At 42.4% G+C, this 22602-nt stretch carries 20 protein-coding genes and 1 pseudogene; 20 read left to right on the forward strand and 1 reads right to left on the reverse strand.

Going from position 1 to position 22602, the window contains the following annotated elements; all coding sequences use genetic code 11:
- From I1A59_RS09700 to I1A59_RS07065, 3 genes and pseudogenes are all read left to right on the forward strand, one after another.
- A pseudogene (locus tag I1A59_RS09700) lies at positions 1-172 on the forward strand (IS4 family transposase); the annotation flags it as partial.
- 956 nt (positions 173-1128) lie between these two features.
- The gene (locus I1A59_RS07060) at positions 1129-1836 is read left to right on the forward strand and encodes a hypothetical protein (protein WP_196092079.1); all 708 of its coding nucleotides are present in this window, start codon (positions 1129-1131) and stop codon (positions 1834-1836) included.
- Between the two features lie 161 nt (positions 1837-1997).
- A complete protein-coding gene (locus I1A59_RS07065) occupies positions 1998-4862 on the forward strand; it encodes a DEAD/DEAH box helicase (RefSeq protein ID WP_196092080.1) in 2865 nt (954 codons plus the stop codon).
- 12 nt (positions 4863-4874) lie between these two features.
- On the opposite strand, the gene I1A59_RS07070 is transcribed toward I1A59_RS07065, so the two are convergent.
- Complete coding sequence (locus tag I1A59_RS07070) at positions 4875-5282, reverse strand: (deoxy)nucleoside triphosphate pyrophosphohydrolase (RefSeq protein WP_196092081.1); 408 nt, start codon at positions 5280-5282, stop codon at positions 4875-4877.
- A gap of 871 nt (positions 5283-6153) precedes the next feature.
- On the opposite strand from I1A59_RS07070, the gene I1A59_RS07075 reads away from it, so the two are divergent.
- From I1A59_RS07075 to I1A59_RS07155, 17 genes are all read left to right on the forward strand, one after another.
- Positions 6154-6855, forward strand: a complete 702-nt coding sequence (locus tag I1A59_RS07075; RefSeq protein WP_196092082.1) for a hypothetical protein — start codon at positions 6154-6156, stop codon at positions 6853-6855.
- A gap of 201 nt (positions 6856-7056) precedes the next feature.
- The gene (gene rpmH / locus I1A59_RS07080) at positions 7057-7191 is read left to right on the forward strand and encodes a 50S ribosomal protein L34 (RefSeq protein ID WP_002885866.1); all 135 of its coding nucleotides are present in this window, start codon (positions 7057-7059) and stop codon (positions 7189-7191) included.
- A 214-nt stretch (positions 7192-7405) separates the two neighbouring features.
- Positions 7406-8188, forward strand: coding sequence for a TatD family hydrolase (locus I1A59_RS07085; RefSeq protein WP_196092083.1), 783 nt, complete (start codon positions 7406-7408; stop codon positions 8186-8188).
- A complete protein-coding gene (rnmV, locus tag I1A59_RS07090; RefSeq protein ID WP_196092084.1) occupies positions 8185-8745 on the forward strand; it encodes a ribonuclease M5 in 561 nt (186 codons plus the stop codon). Before I1A59_RS07085 ends, rnmV begins: the two co-directional genes overlap by 4 nt.
- 11 nt (positions 8746-8756) lie before the next feature.
- Positions 8757-9446 (forward strand): histidine phosphatase family protein, encoded by a 690-nt coding sequence (locus I1A59_RS07095; protein WP_196092085.1) that lies wholly within the window; start codon positions 8757-8759, stop codon positions 9444-9446.
- A gap of 185 nt (positions 9447-9631) precedes the next feature.
- Complete coding sequence (gene hrcA, locus I1A59_RS07100; protein WP_196092086.1) at positions 9632-10666, forward strand: heat-inducible transcriptional repressor HrcA; 1035 nt, start codon at positions 9632-9634, stop codon at positions 10664-10666.
- Between the two features lie 11 nt (positions 10667-10677).
- Complete coding sequence (gene grpE / locus I1A59_RS07105; protein ID WP_196092087.1) at positions 10678-11184, forward strand: nucleotide exchange factor GrpE; 507 nt, start codon at positions 10678-10680, stop codon at positions 11182-11184.
- A 204-nt stretch (positions 11185-11388) separates the two neighbouring features.
- On the forward strand, positions 11389-13206 hold the full coding sequence (gene dnaK / locus I1A59_RS07110; RefSeq protein WP_196092088.1) for a molecular chaperone DnaK: 1818 nt from the start codon (positions 11389-11391) through the stop codon (positions 13204-13206).
- Between the two features lie 86 nt (positions 13207-13292).
- Complete coding sequence (dnaJ, locus tag I1A59_RS07115; RefSeq protein ID WP_196092089.1) at positions 13293-14423, forward strand: molecular chaperone DnaJ; 1131 nt, start codon at positions 13293-13295, stop codon at positions 14421-14423.
- Between the two features lie 333 nt (positions 14424-14756).
- Positions 14757-15530 carry a tRNA pseudouridine(38-40) synthase TruA gene (gene truA / locus I1A59_RS07120; RefSeq protein ID WP_196092090.1) on the forward strand — a complete coding sequence of 258 codons (774 nt, stop codon included), beginning with the start codon at positions 14757-14759 and terminating at the stop codon, positions 15528-15530.
- A complete protein-coding gene (locus I1A59_RS07125) occupies positions 15502-16260 on the forward strand; it encodes a bifunctional hydroxymethylpyrimidine kinase/phosphomethylpyrimidine kinase (RefSeq protein WP_196092091.1) in 759 nt (252 codons plus the stop codon). Before truA ends, I1A59_RS07125 begins: the two co-directional genes overlap by 29 nt.
- Entirely contained in the window at positions 16247-16708 is a 462-nt protein-coding gene (locus I1A59_RS07130) for an ECF transporter S component (RefSeq protein WP_196092092.1), read from the forward strand. The genes I1A59_RS07125 and I1A59_RS07130 overlap by 14 nt, the downstream gene beginning before the upstream one ends.
- The gene (locus I1A59_RS07135; RefSeq protein ID WP_196092093.1) at positions 16701-17267 is read left to right on the forward strand and encodes a TIGR01440 family protein; all 567 of its coding nucleotides are present in this window, start codon (positions 16701-16703) and stop codon (positions 17265-17267) included. Before I1A59_RS07130 ends, I1A59_RS07135 begins: the two co-directional genes overlap by 8 nt.
- A gap of 79 nt (positions 17268-17346) precedes the next feature.
- A complete protein-coding gene (tig, locus tag I1A59_RS07140; protein WP_196092094.1) occupies positions 17347-18630 on the forward strand; it encodes a trigger factor in 1284 nt (427 codons plus the stop codon).
- A gap of 318 nt (positions 18631-18948) precedes the next feature.
- Entirely contained in the window at positions 18949-19521 is a 573-nt protein-coding gene (gene rpoE / locus I1A59_RS07145; protein WP_196092095.1) for a DNA-directed RNA polymerase subunit delta, read from the forward strand.
- Between the two features lie 179 nt (positions 19522-19700).
- Positions 19701-21308 (forward strand): CTP synthase, encoded by a 1608-nt coding sequence (locus I1A59_RS07150; protein WP_196092096.1) that lies wholly within the window; start codon positions 19701-19703, stop codon positions 21306-21308.
- A 38-nt stretch (positions 21309-21346) separates the two neighbouring features.
- Positions 21347-21946 carry a flavin reductase family protein gene (locus tag I1A59_RS07155; protein ID WP_196092097.1) on the forward strand — a complete coding sequence of 200 codons (600 nt, stop codon included), beginning with the start codon at positions 21347-21349 and terminating at the stop codon, positions 21944-21946.
- Positions 21947-22602 lie beyond the last annotated feature (656 nt).

Consider the following 22602-nt stretch of genomic DNA (forward strand, 5'->3'; position numbering starts at 1 on the left):
CTGCTTTTCTGATGCTGTTTATGCCTGTAAACAATTTCTGAAAAACAGGCTCACTTCTTCTAAGTTGAAAACTTACATAGAAAGACATTTATCAATCATTCGTCCAGGTCGGACGTTTGAAAGGCGACTGAAAAATCAATCAGTAGTAAGTTTCACCTATAGAGTATCATAATTTTTAAAAAAGGTCACAAAAACCTTTATTTGGCGTGCACAAAAAGACCACATTTGAAAGTCTGATGTAATTATGAGCTTTCAAATGTGGTCTTATTCTAAATTCTAGGTCTTAACTTAATGACATTGCCGTCCTTGGAGAGGTTTTTTGAAAATCAGAAAAACAAAAAGCATTAGCCGTCTTACTTTGACGAGATGATGGCTAATGCTTTTTAGTCATACTGAGTCACCGTCTTAAACGGTTCTACAGGGTGGTCGTTAGGCCACCTCTTATAACACTATAATAGCACTTTGAAGATAGAGTGCAAGTAAAAAGGGAGAGTGGGACAGAACAATTTTTATTGGGTGTAAATCATTTACTACAAGCCTTAATTTCATGTTGTAAGCTGCAACGTTTTCTCCTCAAACCAACCTCCCTTTTTTTCTTGAGGGAGCTCGGATTCTTGGAAGGGTGATGCAGAGTTCAATATGTTTTAGAGCAAAAAACATATATAAAAATATTTGTTTTTGAAACAGGTAAATCTTTCCTTTTTCTAAATGAATTTGTTAAGATGGAAGGGTAGAAAAGTTAAGACGGTGACTCCTCGATTTTACGAAGGAAGGTGAGGTCTATGCGAAATAATGCAGGCGACCATTTCTATCCTAAAAGAAAGGAGAAGTTTTTTGTCTCTCGCAGAGATTGTTGAGTGGACACTGAAGGTTGGTACATTTGTGATCAATCTGATGCGTCTCTATCTCGACTTATTCAGCAGAAAACACAAAAAGCATTAGCCGTCTTACTTTGACGAGATGATGGCTAATGCTTTTTAGTCAACATGAGTCACCGTCTTAAACGGTTTTACAGGGTGGTCGTTAGACCACCTCTTATAACACTATAATAGCACTTTGAAGATAGAATGCAAGTAAAAAGGGAAAAGGAGAAATAGCCTTTCCCTTTTTTGGAAGGAGCTAATGAACATGAAAGCTAATGTCTTTTATAGAATTAAATTGAAAGAATTAGAAGCCACAACATTAAAAAATCTTCCTCGTTATGAGGTCGATGATACTGAAGAGATACGTGAAGAAAAAAAGGAGCAGCTTTGGGACCTTATCGATATTCTTGAACAATTAGAAAAGGCGATCAAAGAGGATCCATCTGAGGACTTCAAAGAAAGTGCTCGATTACGCTTGATGGATGATGTACACAGACATTTATTGGACGTTTCCTTTACACGCTTAGATTTGGATGGTGATAGACAGGATTTGGCAAACCGTTTTCTGCGCTTGAATGTTCATTTGGCAGATGAATTTTCTGAAATTTTATATGGATACGAGTTGGTGGCAGATTTATCTTGGGACTTGGATCAATGGTTAGATGAAAAATTTTTTGATACATTCTTCCGAATGGATGAAGAATTTATTGCTATCCTATCTGGAATTTATGAAGTTTATGAGGAAAGCCAAAGGAATCGAAAATCCCGAATGGAGATTAAGGAACTGATCGGAATTATTTCAACCTATAAAAATAACATAGGCAATTGTATGAGATTTTTGCTGGAAGTTGGAAAGATGGTGGATGAAGGGAAACTAAAAGGAAAAAGAATGTCCTATGATTTCAGTGAGTTCCAAGAATTTTTGGACAGTTTAGTAGATGATTATGGGTTGCTAGATGAGTATGTGTGGTAGGCGGATATAATCGAAACCGTACGTCCGGTTTTCCGTATTCGAAAGATTTGATGAATAATTTTAGGGAAGGATCTCATTTTGAGGTTCTTTTTCTGTTTACTATTGACGTAAGAATAGATGCATAGGATAATAATGTAAGGTATTGATGAAAGGTAGAATGTATGACTAGTACCACTCAGTTTGAGAAAGATTTGTTAGAATCCCTGAAATTTAGTTTTATTCATAATCAATTTGCGCAAAATCAGTCCCATGCACCTAAACTTTTGATCAATCAGGATGAAACAAAACGCTATGTTTTGCTTGATTTGCAGGAGGAACTGACAAAGGCGACCAGTTTTTATTTTTCAGTGGCTTTTGTTACTCAATCTGGGATTGCTTTGATTAAGAGTCAGTTATCGGATTTGAATGATAGAGGTGTTCGAGGTAAAATTTTAATCTCTCCATATCTAGACTTTAATGATCCTTTAGCAATGAAGGAATTGTTGAAGTTAAAAAATGTAGAAGTTCGTCTGGCACCAGAAACTCTACAGCTGCATTCAAAAGTCTATCTAATTGATCAAGGAATGAGGCAAGTTCTAATAACTGGAAGCTCCAATTTAACCGGAAATGCTTTGAAGAAAAATTATGAATGGAACATTAAACTAACCTCTACGGAATACGGAGACTTAATTTTAGCTAGTAAAACTGAATTTTTTAGAATCTGGGATCAATCAACCTTGCTGACTAATGAGGTAATAGAGCGATATAGTCAGAAGCGCAAAACAAGAATCTTTATTGAGGTAGAGGAATCCGCGAAATCAAGCTATGTCACAAGATTGGAACCCAATAAGATGCAAGTTTCTGCGTTGACGGCTTTGGAACAGAAGCGATTATTGGGTGAGAAAAAATCTTTGGTGATTAGTGCTACGGGGACCGGGAAAACCTACCTTGCAGCTTTCGATGTTAGGAACTATAAGCCGGATCGTTTTTTATTTCTAGTACACCGAGAGCAAATTTTAGAAAAAGCAATTGAGAGTTTTCAGGAAGTCATTGGATTTGAAGATGGGCAAGCGGTAATTTATAAACCAGAATTGGATGTTAGTAAGATTCCTTATTTGTTTGCGACGGTTCAAACATTGTCACGGAATGAGCATTTGAATCGTTTTGCGGCGGATTATTTTGATTATATATTGATTGATGAGGTTCATAAAGCTGGTGCGAGCTCCTATAAGAAAATTTTGGAGCATTTTGATCCTGAATTTCTTCTTGGAATGACAGCTACCCCGGAACGGACGGATGGTCAAAATATTTATGAGTTATTTGATTATCAAGTGGCCTATGAAATTCGACTTCAAGAAGCGCTAGATAATGATCTACTATGCCCCTTTATTTATTATGGGGTTACGGATATTCAGGTGGATGGTGAGTTGTTAGATGATACAGCCGATTTCAATCGTTTGATTTCGTCAGCTAGGCTCAAGCATTTGATTGAGAAAATTAACTATTACGGTTACTCGGGTGAGCAAGTAAAAGGGCTAGTATTTTGTTCACGTAAAGACGAGGCGAAAGAGCTAGCTAGACTTTTTACAGAACATGGGTGGCCATCACAGTCCTTGGATGGTGATGATTCACAGGCGACTCGCTACCAAGCTGTTAAAGATCTAGAGGAAGGTAGACTTTTCTATCTATTTACAGTTGATATTTTCAATGAGGGAATTGATATTCCAAGTGTCAACCAAGTTGTTATGTTGCGAAATACTCAATCGAGTATTGTGTTTGTTCAACAGTTGGGACGAGGACTCCGAAAGCATTCCGAGAAGGAATTTGTCACCATAATTGATTTCATTGGTAACTATAAGAATAATTATTTGATTCCAATTGCCCTATTTGGAGATCAATCAATGAATAAGGAGAACTATTGCCGCGAAGTTAGAGATGCTGCTGCAATTAAAGGGCTGACAACCGTGAACTTTGAAGCGATAGCGCAGAAACAGATTTTTGAAGCAATTACAAATACCAATCTTTCTTCAATGGCTATGTTAAGGAATTCTTTTAAAGATTTAGAAAATCGATTGGGAAGAATTCCGAGGATGATTGATTTTCTTAAAAATAACCAGGTGGATCCGCTGATCTTTTTTGAAAACAATAGTTTTTGTGCTTATTACCAAGTTATTTCCAAGTTTTCAACAGAAGCACTTCATTTTTCAGATGATGAGGCTCGTATTTTAGAATTTCTGACATTTGAGATTCTCGATGGAAAACGGCCCCACGAGCTGTACTTACTTGAAGTGTTGGTTGAACGAGGTTTTATATCTAGAGATGAATTTGTACAACTATTATCCTCTAAAGGTGTTTCGACTGATCCAGCAGTCATTGGATCTATGGAACGAATTTTAAGTCTTGTCTTTCTTAAACAGTCAGAGCGGAAGAGGTTTGGTACTGCCGCACTACTTCAGGTGAGTGAGTCAGAATATTCCTTATCACCGACGTTTCGCGAATCTTTAAATGATTGGAACTTTAAACGAGAATTTATAGATATTTTGCAAGTTGGGCTTGAGAAGAGCACTAGCTATCCTGACCTGTTAACGATTGGTCAACGTTATACACGCAGGGATGCTCTCAAGTTTTTGAATTTTGAAAAAGACAATACACCACAAAATATTGGTGGTTATGTGATCGATGATTATTCGAATTCGTGTCCAATCTTTGTTACCTATCATAAAGATGACGATATAAGTGATACTATAAAATATGAAGATGAATTTCTAAGTGAGAGTACAATGAGGTGGTATTCAAAAAACAATCGGAGCTTTAAGTCACGTGATGTAAGTAAGATTTTAGACTCTGATGAAAATGACTTACGTTTGGAAATGTTTGTTAAAAAGGACGATTCGGAAAAAGGAGAATTTTATTATTTGGGTCCGGTTCGGGTCATACCAGGTTCAGCTAAGGAAGTTCAAAGGGAAAATGGAAAACTTGTTTCTATGATCTTCGAATTAGTAAATTCGGTTGAACCCTCTTTGTATCGGTATATTACAGAAAAATAAAAGAAGTGGATCCTAAAGGTGATCCACTTCTTTTGTTGCAAGTAGCTCTGCAGCTGGAATATCAACAGGAGCCCAATCAAGGGTTGAGAGTTGCTCAGGCGTTAGCCATACTGATTGTTGATGCTCTAATAGATCTAAATTACCTGATAGCAATCTGGATAGATATGTTTTCATGCGAACTGTTCCGAATTCATAATCATAGCTTGCTTCGTTAATGAAGCTCACCACTTGGATTTCGGAGGCAAATTCTTCTTTGATTTCACGGATAAGAGCTTGCTCAGGATTTTCTCCTAATTCAATCTTCCCACCAGGAAATTCCCAGTATCCGGTGAGACTTTTTCCCTCGGGGCGCTGAGCACAGAATATTTTGCCGTCTTTGACAATAGCGGCAGCAACTACATCAATGATTTTCTCTGACATACATTCTCCTCCTGCTAAAATCTTACCACATTTACTGATGGAAGTCGGGTTATATTGGGGGATTATTTTTTGAATATACTCTTTTAGTTTATCTTTTATTACTGTGTTAGCTCGTCTTGCCGTACTTTAGTACTGCCTGCGACTCGCCGCCTTGTACTAAAAGCAAACTAAAAGACTATAAAATCTTCACTTTCGAAACCGATAAATCTTTCCTTTTTCTAAATTAATTTGTTAAGATGGAAGGGTAGCGAAGTTCATTCGGTGACTCCTTTTACTTTAGAAAGGATGTGATGCCTATGCGGATACGGATTACGCAGGCTAGCATTTCTTACCCTAAAAGAAAGGAGACGTTCATGTCAGTGCTCGAATTGATAGAGCTCTTGTACAAACTTGTCATGACGGCAAATGTTTTGTACGATTTCTACTCTATCAAAAAACGAGGTAAACACAACAAAAAACGTTAACCGAAAACTTTGACGAAGCGAAGGTTAACGCTTTTTTTGTTAATCTACTGAGTCACCGTCTTAAACGGCGCTACTTGGTGGTCGTCTGACCACCTCTTATAACACTATAATAGCACTTTGAAGATAGAATGCAAGTAAAAAGGGAAAGAAGCACGACAAACGCATGAAAGATTTTTAGCGAGAAAATAGAGTTTTCTGTATTTCAATGTTCAGGATTTTCACAATCAAAAACAATCCTTTTTGGAATCTTCTATAGGAGAATCGCTAAAGTTACTGAATTTAAACTGTATTATAATTCGGAAATTACTGTTTCATGCGTTTGTCGTGGGAAAGAAGAAATAGCTTTTCCCTTTTTTGGAATAAGGGTCAAAGAGTCATCGAAGCTGAGTGAGTAAGGAGGTTCGCAAATGAAACCACAGGTAGCTTATCGAATTGAGTTGAGTGAGCTTGAGAAGAGAATAACGAAATATTTACGCAGAGTTGATCAAAATGATTCGCTTGAATTAGTGGCCAAGAAAATCGACGATATGGGGGAGGTTATGGATCGACTTCACGATTTAAGGAGTCGAGTGAAGAATGATGAGTTTGATGGATTTAAGGAAAGTGCACGTAAACGCCTAGATTTGGATATTCGAAAGAACTTGGTTCTGGCTGGATATTTACGTATGAATAAAGGCGCTGGGGATATGGATTTTATTAAATCACTGATAAAGATAGATGTGGGGCTTGCCGAACATTACTTGTTCGCAGAGTCGTTTGACTTTGGTGTCAGGGCGAAACATTCTGAAAAGCAAATCTCTACAAAAGACTTTAATCGTTTTGACTTTATCACGGATGAGTTTTTTTCGCTTTTTCATGTTTTATTGCGATTCTATCAAGGGGGAAATGTGGATTTAGAGGATTTGAAAGAAGTTCTTTTTGTATATAACGGGATGTCTCTTTGTTTTTTACGTGATTATGGATTAATGAAGAACTTGGATTCAGAGGAGCAAGATGAATTTGAGTTTATAGAGTTTTCTACAGCTAAGAAATATATCCATGAAAAAAGGGGAGGATTTCTTGATTTAATTGGAGGTAGACTCGAGGATCTCCTGCAGAAATACTTGTGAGATTTGTATTCTTAACGTTTACATTCCTGATTTAAAGCAAAATCATTCTTAAAACTGTGGTTTTTATCGCTACAAGTTTTTTTCCTGCTCGATTCCCTTGACAACCCGTCAATTTTCCTTTAAAATAGCAAGGTATGTTTAGTAACTGATCAAAACTAGCCGGCTAAACAAATACAAAGAATCTAAGAGGAGGTACACATCGTGAAACGTACTTATCAACCAAGTAAAATTCGTCGTCAACGTAAACACGGTTTCCGTCACCGTATGTCTACTAAGAACGGTCGTCGTGTGCTTGCAGCACGTCGTCGTAAAGGACGTAAAGTTCTTTCAGCTTAATGATTGAAAAATCAGTAGAAACTCGAGTCTACTGATTTTTGGGAGCAAGACTGGAATCTTTGATTCCTTAGTTTTGCCCCCGCACAGTTGATTCGAAATCGTCAAAACGATAGAGTGAATGAGGATTTTAATCAACTACTGCGAAATAGTACTTAAAGCAAAATAAGAGAGGCGGTTGGTAGGACTGTCTCTTTTTTGATAGAGAGTTAGACTTATGAACATTTTTGATACACATACTCACCTAAATTTGAAGCAGTTTGCGGGTCGGTTGGAGGAGGAGCTTGAGCTGGCGCGTGAGTTGGGTGTGGTCTGGCACAATGTGGTGGGCTTTGATCGGGAATCGATTGAGGCAGCCTTGGTTTTAGCAGAGGCTGATGACTCCATTTACTTGACCTTGGGTTGGCATCCGACGGAAGCGGGAAGCTATGATGACCAGGTAGAAGACTATCTGCGTGAGGTTCTGGGGCATCCGAAAGTGGTGGCTCTGGGCGAGATTGGGCTGGATTATCATTGGATGACGGCTTCCAAAGAGGTGCAAGAGGAAGTCTTCCGGCGGCAGATTCGTTTAGCTAAGGAGTTGGATTTGCCGGTGGTCATCCATACACGGGATGCATTGGATGACACCTACGCCATTTTAGCGGATGAAGGACTTCCTGCTCGTGGTGGGATTATGCATTCTTATTCCGGTTCTTTGGAGATGGCGGAAAAATTTATGAAATTAGGGATGTGGATCTCTTTTTCAGGTGTGGTCACCTTTAAAAAAGCGCTAGAGATTCAAGAGGCAGCGGCAAATCTGCCCCTAGATCGGATTTTGTTAGAGACAGATGCTCCTTTCCTAGCCCCAGTACCCTATCGAGGGAAGGAAAATCGGACGGCCTATACCCGCTATGTAGCGGAGAAGGTGGCAGACTTGCGGGGGATCAGTCTGGAAGAGTTGGTAGTAGCGACTTCTGCTAATGCATGGCAAGTTTTCGGACTGGATGGTGAGCATCGATGAAGCCCGTAATTGGTCCAGTGGTTGTGGTAGAAGGTCGCGATGATACAGCGAATCTTAAGCGTTTTTTTTATGTAGATACCTATGAAACCCGTGGTTCTGCTCTGTCTCGAGAGGATATTGAGCGGATTGCTCGTTTGCAGGAACAGCGGGGGGTGATTGTTTTTACGGATCCGGATTACCAAGGGGAGCGGATTCGCAAGATGATTAGTCAGGCCGTACCAGAAGTCGGGCAAGCTTTCCTTAAGCGAGGGGAGGCGGTTCCTAAGTCTAAAACGGCTGGCCGGTCTTTAGGAATTGAACATGCGGATTTTGAAGCTTTGAAAGAAGCCTTAGATGGGGCTTTTACAGGGCGCTCTCCAGACAAGCAGGAGTTGATTTCTCAAGCAGATTTGATGCGCCTGGGCCTCTTGGCTGGGATAGATAGTCGGAAACGGCGGGAATATGTCGGTGAAGTTTTACGAATTGGCTATTCCAATGGCAAGCAGCTCCCTAAACGCTTGGCGATGTTTGGAATTTCCTTGGAAGTGTTGGAAAAAGCACTAGAAGGTTTTGAATAGGAGGAAGATAGATGGCAACAGATTTGTATTTAGTAAGACATGGTCGGACCATGTTTAACACGATTCACCGTGCACAGGGGTGGAGTGATACCCCTTTGACAACACAGGGGCAGGCTGGAATTCGAGAATTGGGAATTGGCCTTCGAGAAAAAGGGATTTCCTTCCATAGAGCAGTGTCATCAGATCTTGGTCGAACCATCATGACCATGGATATTATCTTAACAGAACTAGGTCTGAAAGGAGAGATTCCTTACAACTACGATCCACGCGTTCGTGAGTGGTCGTTTGGTTCCAATGATGGGGCTTACGATGGCGATCTTTTCTTTGGTCTACTTCCTCGTTTAGCGGGAGTGGAGGATTTAGAGGAGATGTCCTATGAGGATATGGCTAAGGCGATTTACCAGGCAGATACAGCCGGCTGGGCTGAAACCTGGGAGGTTCTTCGCGATCGCCTCTTGGCTGGAATCACAGATTTAGCGGAAAAAATGGAGAAGGCTGGTGGCGGGAATGCGATTGTGGTTAGCCACGGTATGAGTATCGGAACCATCCTATATCTATTAGCAGGTCAGCGCTTTGTGGCCTTGGACAATGGTTCAGTCACACGACTTCGTTATGAAAATGGCCAGTTTACAGTTATGGAAGTAGGGGATCTGTCCTACCGGGAAACGGGTCGCGCTTATTTAGAGAAAAATCGGTCTTGAGACCGATAGAGTCAGAAAAGCCTGTTATATCAGGCTTTTTTTGAGGTTGCAACCCGAAATTAGCACTCTTTTGGAAAGAGTGCTAATTTTTTGAGCAAAAGTTCTTGACAGGGAGAATCCGTGCTGTATAATAGAATCATAAGTTAGCACTTGGATGGTTTGAGTGCTAATCCAATGGAGGGAGCATGGTTACAGAAAGACAAGAGACCATCCTAAGGATGATCATTGAACTGTTTACAGAGACCCATGAGCCAGTAGGTTCCAAGAGGTTGCAGGAGGGGGTTGCTTCTTCTAGTGCAACTATTCGGAATGACATGGCGGCTCTGGAAAAGTTGGGCTTGTTAGAAAAGTCCCATACTTCCAGTGGTCGTAAACCAAGTATTGCGGGTTATCAATATTATGTTGAAAACTCCATGGCCTTGACCACCCTTCCCCCAGAGGAAGTCTTTCAAATTCTCAAAGCCTTTGATGATAATTTCTTTCAATTGAAGGATATTTTTCAAAGAGGAGCCGATCTCTTGTCAGAGATGACAGGGTTAACCGCTTTTGTACTGGATGTTGAGCCCAGTCATCAAAGGCTGACAGCATTTGATTTAGTCGTTCTAGGGTCGCACACAGCCTTGGTTGTTATGACCCTAGATGATTCCAGAATCCTGACCAAGGAGCTGGTGATTCCCCGGAATTTTCTGGTGGAGCACCTCTACCAGCTCAGGGACATGGTTCGGGATCGCTTGTTGGGAGAGTCAGTACTTTCGATTCACTACAAGATTCGCACGGAAATTCCGCAAGTGGTCCAACGCTATTTCCTTTCGCCTGATAATGTAGCTGCTTTAATTGAACATATCTTCTCGGAACTTTTCGCTGAAGAAGTGGTGATATCAGGCCAGGAGCACCTGCTGCAGGAAGTGGGGCTGGAAACTTATCGCTTTTTCACCCATGAACAACAGCTGGCCCTTGAGCTACGTGAAGGTTGGTCGGAGAATCAGGAGCAATTGATTCGAATTGCGGATACCTCCAGTCAACTGTTAGCTGATTTGAGTCTCATGAGCAAGCGCTTCTTAATCCCTTATCGAGGCTATGGACTTCTAAGCCTGGTGGGGCCGGTGAATAGCGATTACCAACGTTTACTTAGTCTAATTGAAGCTGTCAGCCGCGTCATGACGATGAAGCTGACGGATTTCTACCGCTACCTCAGTAGCAACCATTATGAAGTGCATTAAGGAGGATTCTTGTGTCTGAAGAAATCAAAGAAGAACTTGAACAAGAAATAGAAGAAGTAACAGAAGAAACGGCTGAGCCATCTGAACTCGAATTGGCCCAAGCCAAGATTGACGAACTTGAAAATAAACACCTGCGGGCTGTGGCCGAGATGCAAAACATCCAACGCCGCGGACAAGAAGAACGCCAATTATTGCAAAAATACCGCAGCCAAGACCTAGGGAAAGCGATCTTACCTTCCCTAGACAACCTTGAACGCGCCCTGGCTGTTGAAGGCTTGACTGACGATGTGAAAAAAGGCTTGGAAATGGTTCAAGAAAGCCTCATCCACGCCTTGAAAGAAGAAGGAATCGAAGAAATTGACGCCTCTGGCGACTTTGATCCCAACTTCCACATGGCCATTCAAACCCAACCAGCCGACGAAGACCACGCAGCGGACACCATCGCTCAAGTCTTCCAAAAAGGCTATAAATTGCATGACCGTATTTTACGTCCAGCAATGGTCGTTGTCTATGCATAAGAAACTTAGTCTTATGGGGCTTGGGTCTAAATGAAGTGAACACGCCCTAAGCTCTATGGAAAAAAGATAGATTTCCTTGTGTTTGAGCAACACGGCGTCAATCTCCTATTTTTCCTTTGAGCTTTTAACGGGCTTTGTATCCTATGTGACCGAAATGTCATTAAACTAGTAACGATAGAGAAAAAAACAAAAGAGGTAATACATATGTCTAAAATTATTGGTATTGACTTAGGTACAACAAACTCAGCAGTAGCAGTTCTTGAAGGAACTGAGCCAAAAATCATCGCAAACCCAGAAGGAAACCGTACAACTCCATCTGTTGTTTCCTTCAAAAACGGAGAAATCATCGTTGGTGATGCCGCAAAACGCCAAGCGGTAACCAACCCAGATACCATCATTTCCATTAAATCAAAAATGGGAACTTCTGAAAAAGTTTCAGCTAACGGAAAAGACTACACTCCACAAGAAATCTCAGCTATGATCCTTCAATACTTGAAAGGTTATGCGGAAGAGTATCTTGGTGAAAAAGTAACCAAAGCCGTTATCACTGTTCCAGCTTACTTTAACGATGCTCAACGTCAAGCAACAAAAGATGCAGGTAAAATTGCAGGTCTTGAAGTAGAACGTATTGTCAACGAGCCAACTGCGGCTGCGCTTGCATACGGTTTGGATAAAACAGACAAAGAAGAAAAAATCCTTGTCTTTGACCTTGGTGGAGGTACTTTCGACGTATCCATCCTTGAATTGGGTGACGGTGTCTTCGATGTATTGTCAACATCTGGAGATAACAAACTTGGTGGTGACGATTTCGACCAGAAGATTATCGACCACATGGTTGAAGAATTCAAGAAAGAAAACGGCATTGACTTGAGTCAAGATAAAATGGCCTTGCAACGGTTGAAAGATGCAGCTGAAAAAGCTAAGAAAGATCTTTCAGGTGTGACTTCTACTCAAATCAGCTTGCCATTTATCACAGCTGGAGAAGCAGGACCGCTTCACTTGGAAATGACTTTGACTCGTGCGAAATTTGATGACTTGACACGTGACTTGGTAGAACGTACCAAAGAACCCGTTCGTCGTGCCCTTTCAGATGCAGGTCTATCTCTTTCTGAAATCGATGAAGTGATCCTTGTTGGTGGATCTACACGTATCCCAGCAGTTGTGGAAGCTGTTAAGGCTGAAACTGGTAAAGAACCAAACAAATCTGTTAACCCTGACGAAGTTGTAGCGATGGGTGCTGCGATCCAAGGTGGTGTGATCACTGGTGACGTGAAAGACGTTGTTCTTCTTGATGTTACTCCATTGTCACTTGGTATCGAAACCATGGGTGGTGTCTTCACAACCTTGATTGAACGCAACACAACAATCCCAACTTCTAAATCACAAGTCTTCTCAACTGCAGCAGACAACCAACCAGCCGTAGATATCCATGTTCTTCAAGGGGAACGCCCAATGGCTGCGGATAACAAAACGCTTGGACGTTTCCAATTGACAGATATCCCTGCAGCACCTCGTGGTATCCCTCAAATCGAAGTAACCTTCGACATCGATAAAAACGGTATCGTTTCTGTTAAAGCGAAAGACCTTGGTACTCAAAAAGAGCAAACCATTGTGATCCAGTCTAACTCAGGCTTGACTGATGAAGAAATCGATCGCATGATGAAAGACGCAGAAGCTAACGCAGAAGCAGACAAGAAACGGAAAGAAGAAGTTGACCTCCGCAATGAAGTTGACCAAGCTATTTTCGCAACTGAAAAAACCTTGAAAGACACAGAAGGTCAATTTGAAGCAGAGCGTGCGGAAGCACAAACTGCTTTGGACGAATTGAAAGCAGCACAAGAAGCTAACAATTTGGACGACATGAAAGCGAAATTAGAAGCTCTCAACGAAAAAGCTCAGGCCCTAGCAGTAAAATTGTATGAGCAAGCAGCAGCTGCTCAACAAGCCCAAGCAGGAGCTGAAGGCGCAACAAACGCAGCCCAAGGCGACGACGTTGTAGACGGTGAATTTACTGAAAAGTAAGATAGCGAGGCTGTTACTGAAACAGAGGTTGTTTGCCCAACCTCTGTTTTTGGCTAGGGTGAGCAAGTTAGTGAGAGGTAAGGAAATTGAACAATACAGAATTTTATGAGCGTCTAGGGGTCTCCAAATCTGCTTCTCAGGATGAGATCAAAAAGGCTTATCGGAAGTTGTCTAAAAAGTACCACCCAGATATTAATAAAGAGGATGGGGCGGAACAAAAATATAAGGACATCCAGGAAGCTTATGAGACTCTAGGAGATGAGCAAAAACGGGCTTCGTATGACCAATTTGGAGCAGCGGGTGCTAATGGTGGCTTCGGTGGAGGTCAAGGATTCTCTGGTTTCGATGGTGCAGGCTTTGGTGGCTTTGAAGATATTTTCTCAAGCTTCTTTGGTGGCGGCATGGGCGGTGGTAGCCGTAATCCGAATGCGCCACGCCAGGGGAATGATCTTCAATACCGTGTGAAATTGACCTTTGAGGAAGCTATTTTTGGCGTTACCAAGGAAATCAAGTATAATCGGGAGTCTTCCTGTCATACTTGTGATGGGTCTGGTGCTAAACCAGGTACAAGTCCTGTGAAATGTAGCCGCTGTGGAGGAGCTGGTGTTATCAACGTGGATACTCAAACTCCGCTTGGCATGATGCGTCGTCAGGTAACTTGTGATGTCTGTCATGGAAGTGGACAAGAAATTAAGGACCCATGTACTACCTGCCATGGAACTGGTCGTGAAAATCAAGCCCATACGGTTGAGGTTCGTGTACCAGCTGGTGTCGAAACCGATCAACAAATCCGTTTATCAGGACAAGGTGAAGCGGGCTACAATGGTGGACCATATGGAGACCTCTTTGTAGTTATCCAAGTTGCGGCTTCTGATAAATTTGAACGAGATGGAACAACAATCCACTACAGCCTGCATCTAAACTTTGTACAGGCAGCTTTGGGGGATACCGTTGATGTCCCAACCGTTCATGGCGATGTTGAGCTAACCATTCCAGAAGGAACCCAAGCCGGTAAACGATTCCGCCTCCGTGGAAAAGGTGCGCCAAGCCTCCGTGGTGGAGCCCAAGGAGACCAATACGTCACCATCGTTGTTGACACCCCAACTGATCTCAACGACAACCAACGCAAAGCCCTTATGGACTTTGCCAACGCCGGTGACCTCAAAGTCAAACCGAAGAAAAAGAACTTCTTTGAAAAAATGTTTGATGCAGACTAGATTCCTTCAAAGAAGGAATCTAGTCTGTAAGGAGCCTTAAAAAAGGTCCGATGTGACCATTTTTGAGGCGACAAAAAGAGCGAACGCAGTTCGCAACCTATAAGATTCCTTCGGAGAACTAAATTAGTCTGTAAGGAGCCTTAAAAAAGGTCCGATGTGTCCATTTTTGAGGCGACAAAAAGAGCGAACGCAGTTCGTAACTTATAAGGTTCCTTCGGTGAACTCATCTAGTCTGATAAAAAACGATTGAGGCTGGGGCTTGAACCCAGCCTCTTTTTTTCGCTCTCTGCTCTCTGCCTTGTTCTGTTAAGGCTTTCCTGTTAAAATAGGGACATGGAAAAATACAGATACAAGGCTGTGATTGCTTATGATGGCAAGGATTTTGCTGGTTTTCAGCGTCAACCTCAGGCACGGACGGTGCAGGAGGACTTGGAAAAGACCTTGATGCGGTTGGCTAGTGGGCAAGAGGTTCAGGTCCACGGGGCGGGGCGTACGGATGCTGGTGTCCATGCTTTTGGTCAAGTGGTACATTTTGATTTACCGGGGAAGCGGGATGTGGAAAAATTGCGTTTTGCGCTGGATACCCAGAGTGCAGAGGATATTTCCGTTCGGTTGGTGGAGTTGATGCCAGACGATTTTCATGCTCGCTATTGGCCTCATCACAAAACCTATGAGTTCTTGGTAGACTACGGTCGGCCTAAGAATCCCCTCATGCGCTATCAAGCAACGCCTTTCCCTTACCCATTAGATTTCGAAAAAATGAGAGAAGCGATGCAATTCCTTAAAGGGACGCATGATTTCACGGGGTTCACGGCGTCAGGGACATCTGTAGAAAACAAGGTTCGGACGATCACAGCTGTGAATTTGGAGGTTAATGAAGCGCAGCATTTGCTTCGCTTTACCTTCTCGGGAAATGGTTTTCTCTATAAGCAGATTCGCAATATGGTCGGCACCTTGCTCAAGATTGGTAATGGCCGCATGCCGGTGGAGCAGGTCTCTCTGATTCTGGAGAAGCGGGATCGCCAGCTGGCTGGCCCAACTGCAGCCCCTCAGGGCCTTTATCTCAAGGAGATTCATTATGACCAAGATCCTAACCATAGCCGGTAGCGATATCTTTTCAGGTGGCGGTCTGCAAGCGGATTTAGCCACGATTACCCAGCTTGGAGCCAAGGGCTTCGCGGCTGTAACGTGTGTAACGGCGATAGTTGAAGATGAATTTCAAGTTCAGCCTCTGACACCACTTCAGTTGGAGCAGCAATTGACCAGTCTTGGAGGTGTTTCATTTGAAGCTATAAAAATTGGTCTCTTGCCAAGTCCTGAGCACGCCGATGTGGTCTATCATTGGCTCAAAAATAGGGCGCAGGTCCCCATTGTTTTTGATCCTGTTTTGGTTTTAAAAGAAAAGAAGGACCAAGTACTGGGACAATGGGCTAGTATTTTTCAAAAAATAGCGGCCCTTAGCCAGGTCATGACTCCCAATCTTCGGGAAGCAGAGTTGCTGTTGGGGAGGGATTTGATTGACCAGGCTGACCTGCAAGCAGGGGCCGAGGAATTAGCCCGTCAGTTCGGGACGGCTGTCTACCTAAAGGCAGGTTCTCGTTTACCTGGCGCTGTAGCGCTAGATTTTGTTTGGACGGGGGAGTCTGGTTTTTACTTGGAAGCCCCTCAGGCCCAAGGGACGATGAATGGGAGTGGGTGTGTCCTAGCTTCAAGTCTGGCAACTTATTTGGGGCTAGGTCAGGATATGGTTCAAGCCAGTCACCTAGCCAAGCAGTTTGTGACGGCAGCGATAGCGGCTGCCGATGAATGGGGGGTTAGTCCGTATGCAGTCAACTAATGTAAAATACTGGAGTCAAACGGCTGTTTTTATCGCAATCACTGTTGTTTTAGGCTATTTCAAGTTGCCCACTGCTACGGGTTTTGTCTCCTTTTTAGATGTGGGAGTTTATACAGCTGCATTTTATTTGGGTGGTCGTCAAGGAGCCGTAGTTGGTGGTTTGGGAGGTTTTCTCTTAGACCTCTTACTGGGCTATCCCCAGTGGAGTCTGTTTAGTCTCCTAGCTCACGGAGGCCAAGGTCGTTTGGCGCAGGGGCTGATTCCATCTCGCTGGTTGTCGGGCCTACTCTCAAGTCTCTTTATGGTAGCTGTCTATGCCGGAGCCTCTAGTCTGATGTATAGCCCAGCTGCAGCTTTACCGGAAATGATTCCTAACTTTATCCAGAGTTTTTTGGGTTTTCTGATATCCCAAATCTTGATCAAACTTTTAAGGAGGAGCCATGTCTGATTTGGAAGAATTAAAAGTTGATGTAGTAGCCTTGGCGCAAGAACTTGTAGAGCGGGCTCAGACGCCTGCCGGTTCTGTTTTTGTTCTGGGTTTATCAACCAGTGAGGTGGTTGGAGGTTTTATCGGTCGCAATTCCAGTTTGGAGGTTGGTCAGGGGCTGGTTTCAGCCCTCTACCATTTTCTAAATGAGCAGGGGATTTTCCTAGCTGTTCAAGGTTGTGAGCATGTGAATCGCGCTCTAGTTGTGGAACGCTCTGTGGCTATAACTCGGGGCTGGGAGATTGTTCAATTGATTCCCACTCCCCATGCCGGTGGTAGTGGACAAGTGGCGGCTATGGAAATTTTTGAGGATCCCGTAGTTGTGGAATTTATTACTGCTGATCTGGGCTTAGATATTGGGGATACCGCAATCGGGATGCATGTGAAGCATGTTCAAGTGCCTGTCCGTCTCGCCAAACGTGAACTGGGAGGGGCCCATGTCACAGCTCTTGCCAGTCGTCCGAAATTGATTGGCGGAGCTCGAGCTGAGTATGCCCCAGACCCGATTCGGAAATTTTAGAAAGCCCTCTAAAATCATTGAAGTTAACCCTTACTTGTGATAAAATAATACAGATTAAAGATTTTAAGGAGTAGACTACATGTCTGTGAAATTTGAAAACAAAGAAACAAACCGTGGATTGCTTACATTCACAATCGCTCAAGATGTGATTAAGCCTGAGTTAGACCGTACTTTTAACCGTGTGAAAGGTTCATTGAACGTTCCAGGTTTCCGTAAAGGTCACCTTCCACGTGCCGTTTTCAACCAACGTTTTGGTGAAGAAGCTCTTTACCAAGATACCTTGAATGCCCTTCTACCAGCAGCTTATGAAGCAGCTGTTAAGGAAGCAGGAGTTGAGGTTGTTGCACAACCTGAATTTGACATTGTTTCAATGGAAAAAGGTCAAGATTGGACTATTTCTGCAGCAGTTGTTACAAAACCTGAAGTAAAATTGGGTGACTACAAAAACCTAGAAGTATCGGTTGAAGCGGATAAAGAAGTATCTGCAGAAGAAGTGGATGCACGTATCGAGCGTGAGCGCAACAACTTAGCAGAATTGGTGATCAAAGAAGATGCGGCTGTTGAAGGTGATACAGTTGTGATTGACTTTGTAGGTTCTGTTGACGGTGTTGAATTTGACGGCGGCAAAGGTGAAAACTACCCACTTGAACTTGGTAGCGGATCCTTCATCCCAGGCTTCGAAGACCAATTGGTTGGTGCAAAACCAGGTGAAACTGTGACTGTTGAAGTAACCTTCCCAGAAGATTACCAAGCAACAGACTTGGCTGGTAAAGCTGCGAAATTTGAAACAACTGTTCATGAAGTTAAAGGGAAAGAAGTACCTGCCCTTGACGACGAGCTTGCAAAAGACATCGACGAAGAAGTTGAAACTCTTGCTGAATTGAAAGAAAAATACAGCAAAGAAATGGCAGCAGCCAAAGAAGAAGCTTACAAAGAAGCTGTTGAAACAGCAGCTATCGAAAAAGCTGTAGAAAACGCTGAAATTGTTGACCTTCCATCAGAAATGGTTCATGAAGAAGTACACCGTTCAATGAATGAATTCCTTGGAAATATGCAACGTCAAGGAATCTCACCAGAAATGTACTTCCAAATCACTGGTACAACTGAAGACGACTTGCACAAACAATACGAAGCAGAGGCAGAAAGCCGTACTAAAACAAACCTTGTCATCGAAGCTATTGCTAAGGCAGAAGGATTCGATGCAAGCGACGATGAAATCAATAAAGAAATCGAAGACTTGGCAGCAGCTTACAGCATGGAAGCAGACCAAGTACGCAACCTTCTTTCAACAGACATGTTGAAACACGACATCACTGTTAAAAAAGCTGTTGAATTGATCACTTCAACAGCAAAAGTGAGATAGGGAGCGAGACAGAACTAAATGTTTAAAAATTTAGTTCGTTACAAATCTTTCTTTCAAATTGTAAGCTGAAACGGTTTCTCCCCAAACCGTTTCACTCTCACCCCTGCAAAGTTGATTAGGTTATCTTCGGAGTCAAATGACGAACGAAGATACCGATTAACCACTGCGTTTGAGTACTTAAACAAATTAAAATAAAGGATGCGAAATAATTTTCCACATCCTGAAAAGGGACTGGCCTGGTGTCCAGCCTCTTTTCTTTTTTGACGAATCTTCAAAAATAGCGTACAATAAAGAGAATGACAAAAAAGGAGAACGACTTTGGAATTAGAAGTATTTGCTGGACAGGAAAAAAGTGAACTTTCCATGATCGAAGTGGCGCGTGCCATCTTAGAAGGTCGTGGACGCGATCATGAAATGTACTTTAGTGACCTAGTCAATGAAATTCAAGAGTATTTGGAGAAAAGCAATAGCGAGATTCGCGAAGCTCTTCCTCTTTTTTACACCGAACTAAACGTCGACGGTAGTTTTATCTCCCTTGGTGATAACAAGTGGGGCCTTCGTTCTTGGTACGCTGTGGATGAAGTTGACGAAGAAATCATTGCCTTGGAAGAAAATGACGATGAAGAAGCACCAAAACAACGTAAGAAAAAACGTGTCAATGCTTTTATTGCCAGTGACAGTGATACCATCGACTACAGCGATGATGATCCAGAAGACGAGGATAACTTTGCGCAAGATGAGGATTCTATGAGCTATGATGAGAATCCAGATGATGAGAAGAACGAAGCAGAAGCTTACGATGCTGAAATCAACGAAATCGCACCAGAAGAATTGGGTGACGATGTTGAAGTGGATGAAACAGATGATGAGGATGACGATTCAGAGGACTAATATTCCCTTTCTGTTTGCATTCTTTTCCAAAACCATGCGTCCTGCTTAGGTTCCATTTTTAAAAAGGAATCTTGTTAAGTGTGAGGTAAGGGGAGTGGAAGACGACCGACCAATGATTTGTTGTTCCGTCTCCCTCCCTATTTTGATTTTGAAGTTATCTAGAATATGAAGGAGTAATCATGACAACAAAGTACATTTTTGTAACAGGTGGGGTTGTTAGCTCGATCGGAAAAGGGATTGTAGCTGCTAGTTTAGGCCGACTTTTGAAAAACCGTGGACTTAAAGTAACCATCCAAAAATTTGACCCTTATATCAATATTGACCCAGGTACCATGAGTCCCTACCAACATGGGGAGGTTTTTGTGACCGACGATGGAGCAGAGACGGACTTGGACTTAGGTCACTATGAGCGTTTTATTGATATTAACCTGAACAAGTATTCCAACGTAACTACTGGTAAAATTTATAGCGAAGTCCTTCGTAAAGAACGTCGGGGTGAGTATTTGGGAGCGACTGTGCAGGTTATCCCTCATATCACAGATGCTTTGAAGGAGAAAATCAAACGGGCCGCTTTGACCACAGATTCTGATGTGATTATCACAGAAGTCGGAGGAACTGTAGGAGACATTGAGAGCTTGCCTTTCCTTGAGGCCCTTCGTCAAATGAAGGCTGACGTTGGCTCAGACAATGTGATGTATATCCACACAACCCTTCTTCCTTATTTGAAAGCAGCAGGGGAAATGAAAACAAAGCCAACACAACATTCGGTTAAAGAATTGCGTGGTTTGGGGATCCAACCGAACATGTTGGTGATCCGTACCGAAGAGCCGGTTGGTCAAGGAATCAAGAACAAACTAGCCCAGTTCTGTGATGTACAGCCAGAAGCGGTTATTGAATCTTTGGATGTTGAACACCTTTATCAAATTCCACTTAACCTTCAAGTCCAAAATATGGATCAAATTGTTTGTGACCACTTGAAGATTGACGCGCCTGCAGCGGATATGACTGAATGGTCCGCTATGGTTGATAAGGTTATGAACTTGAAGAAACAGGTGAAAATCGCCCTTGTTGGGAAATACGTTGAGCTTCAAGATGCCTATATCTCTGTTGTAGAAGCGCTTAAGCATGCCGGTTATTCAAATGATGCAGAAGTGAAAATCGACTGGATCAACGCCAACGATGTGACCGCTGAGAATGTGGAAGAGCTTTTGTCCGCAGCAGACGGTATCATTGTTCCTGGTGGCTTTGGTCAGCGTGGTACGGAAGGTAAAATTCAAGCGATTCGCTATGCGCGTGAAAACGATGTCCCAATGCTTGGGGTTTGCTTGGGTATGCAGTTGACCTGTGTGGAATATGCCCGTCACGTATTGAATATGGCTGACGCCAACTCTGCAGAACTAAATTCAGAAACCAAGTACCCAGTTATCGATTTGATGCGTGATCAGGTAGACGTTGAAGATATGGGGGGAACCCTTCGTCTCGGCCTTTATCCAGCCAAATTGAAACCTGGAAGCAAGGCTGCAGCAGCCTACGACAACCAAGAAGTGGTGCAACGCCGTCACCGTCACCGCTATGAGTTTAACAATACCTATCGCAAAGAATTTGAAGATGCTGGTTTTGTCTTTTCTGGTGTTTCCCCAGACAACCGTCTAGCTGAGATTGTTGAATTGCCAGATAAGAAATTCTTTGTGGCTTGCCAATACCACCCAGAACTCTCTAGCCGTCCAAACCGTCCAGATGGTCTCTATAAAGACTTTGTGACGGCTGCGGTTGAAAATGCAAAATAGAAAAATACTAAAAATAAAAATCATAGAGGAAGAACTGGTTGGATACAGCCAGTTCTTTCCACATTGGAGATAAAAATATGATTCGGGAAGTTCCCCTAGAAAAAGCACACCGTATTTTAGCCCTGTCGTCTGTAACCTTTGTGTCCAGTGCGACTGCTACTGATAAAAATATTATGCCGGCGGGTTGGGTAGGAACCGTTGACACAGATATTTTAAGTCTGGTTATGGATTCTGAAAATTATACCCGAAAGGTTATGGAAGAAAGTGGCTACTTTGTATTACAAATTCCACGCGCATCCCAAGCTGATTTAATTGTTGAACTTGCCAAAAGTCGTCATGTTCATGAAGAGAAGGTAGATCAGTTGTCTTTCTTTGACCCAAGTGGAAAAGGATATCCCTTATTGGAAGACTGTCTGGCCTGGGTTGTCTGTGAAATTATTCCTGAGGAGCGCAATCAAACAGTTTATGACCTCTTTTTAGGGCGAATTGTAGCCGCTTGGGCTGATGATTCCGTTTTTCATGATGGACGCTGGCACTTGGATCAGGTCGAACCAGAAAATCGCCCAGTTCACTACGTAGCAGGCGGACAATTTTACCAGACCGGAAGTGGTTTTCAATTAAGAGATCCCTTTAAGTAAATAAAGCATGTCTGAGGTTGGGAGGCGAATCCTGACCTCTTTTATACTGGACAAACTTCAAAATCGGAATACTCGAAAAATTTCAAAAAAATGACTAGGAAAGCCGATGAAGGTAGAACTGAAGTTCACCGAAGAGGCTTAACAATGTCAGATTTTGAAATTTAATGAGTATTATACTCTTTTAGATTATCTTTTGTTACTGTGTTAGCTCGTCTTGCCGTACTTCATTGAAACTTTCTTCAAAAGTTTTATCAGTAATCTCAAAATCTCCCTCAAGATTTTGAGCTGTCTACGACTCGCTGCCTTGTACTAAAAGCAAACTAAAACTCCAAGCAGGCTTCGCCTGCTAACTCATGACGGAAAATTAGTTTAGGTATATAATAAAGATGAGCAATACAAATCCGTAAGTTTATTAGGGCTTTGCCGAGCCTGTAACTAAAACTGGATGAATAAGAGTCATGAGATAACTCGAATACGCCTTGAGCGTGAAAATAAAATTACAAAACAGCCTCTTATTCGATTGTTCAAATCCCAATTTGTAAAATTAAGCTAGACACAAAAAGCCATCTATGTTAGGCTCAGATAAACTACCAAATTTGTCTGAAAGGAACTAACATAAATGACCTATAACCATCTTACTACAAATGAACTTGTAA

This window comes from Streptococcus sp. NLN76 (assembly GCF_015686645.1).
Lineage (GTDB): Bacteria > Bacillota > Bacilli > Lactobacillales > Streptococcaceae > Streptococcus.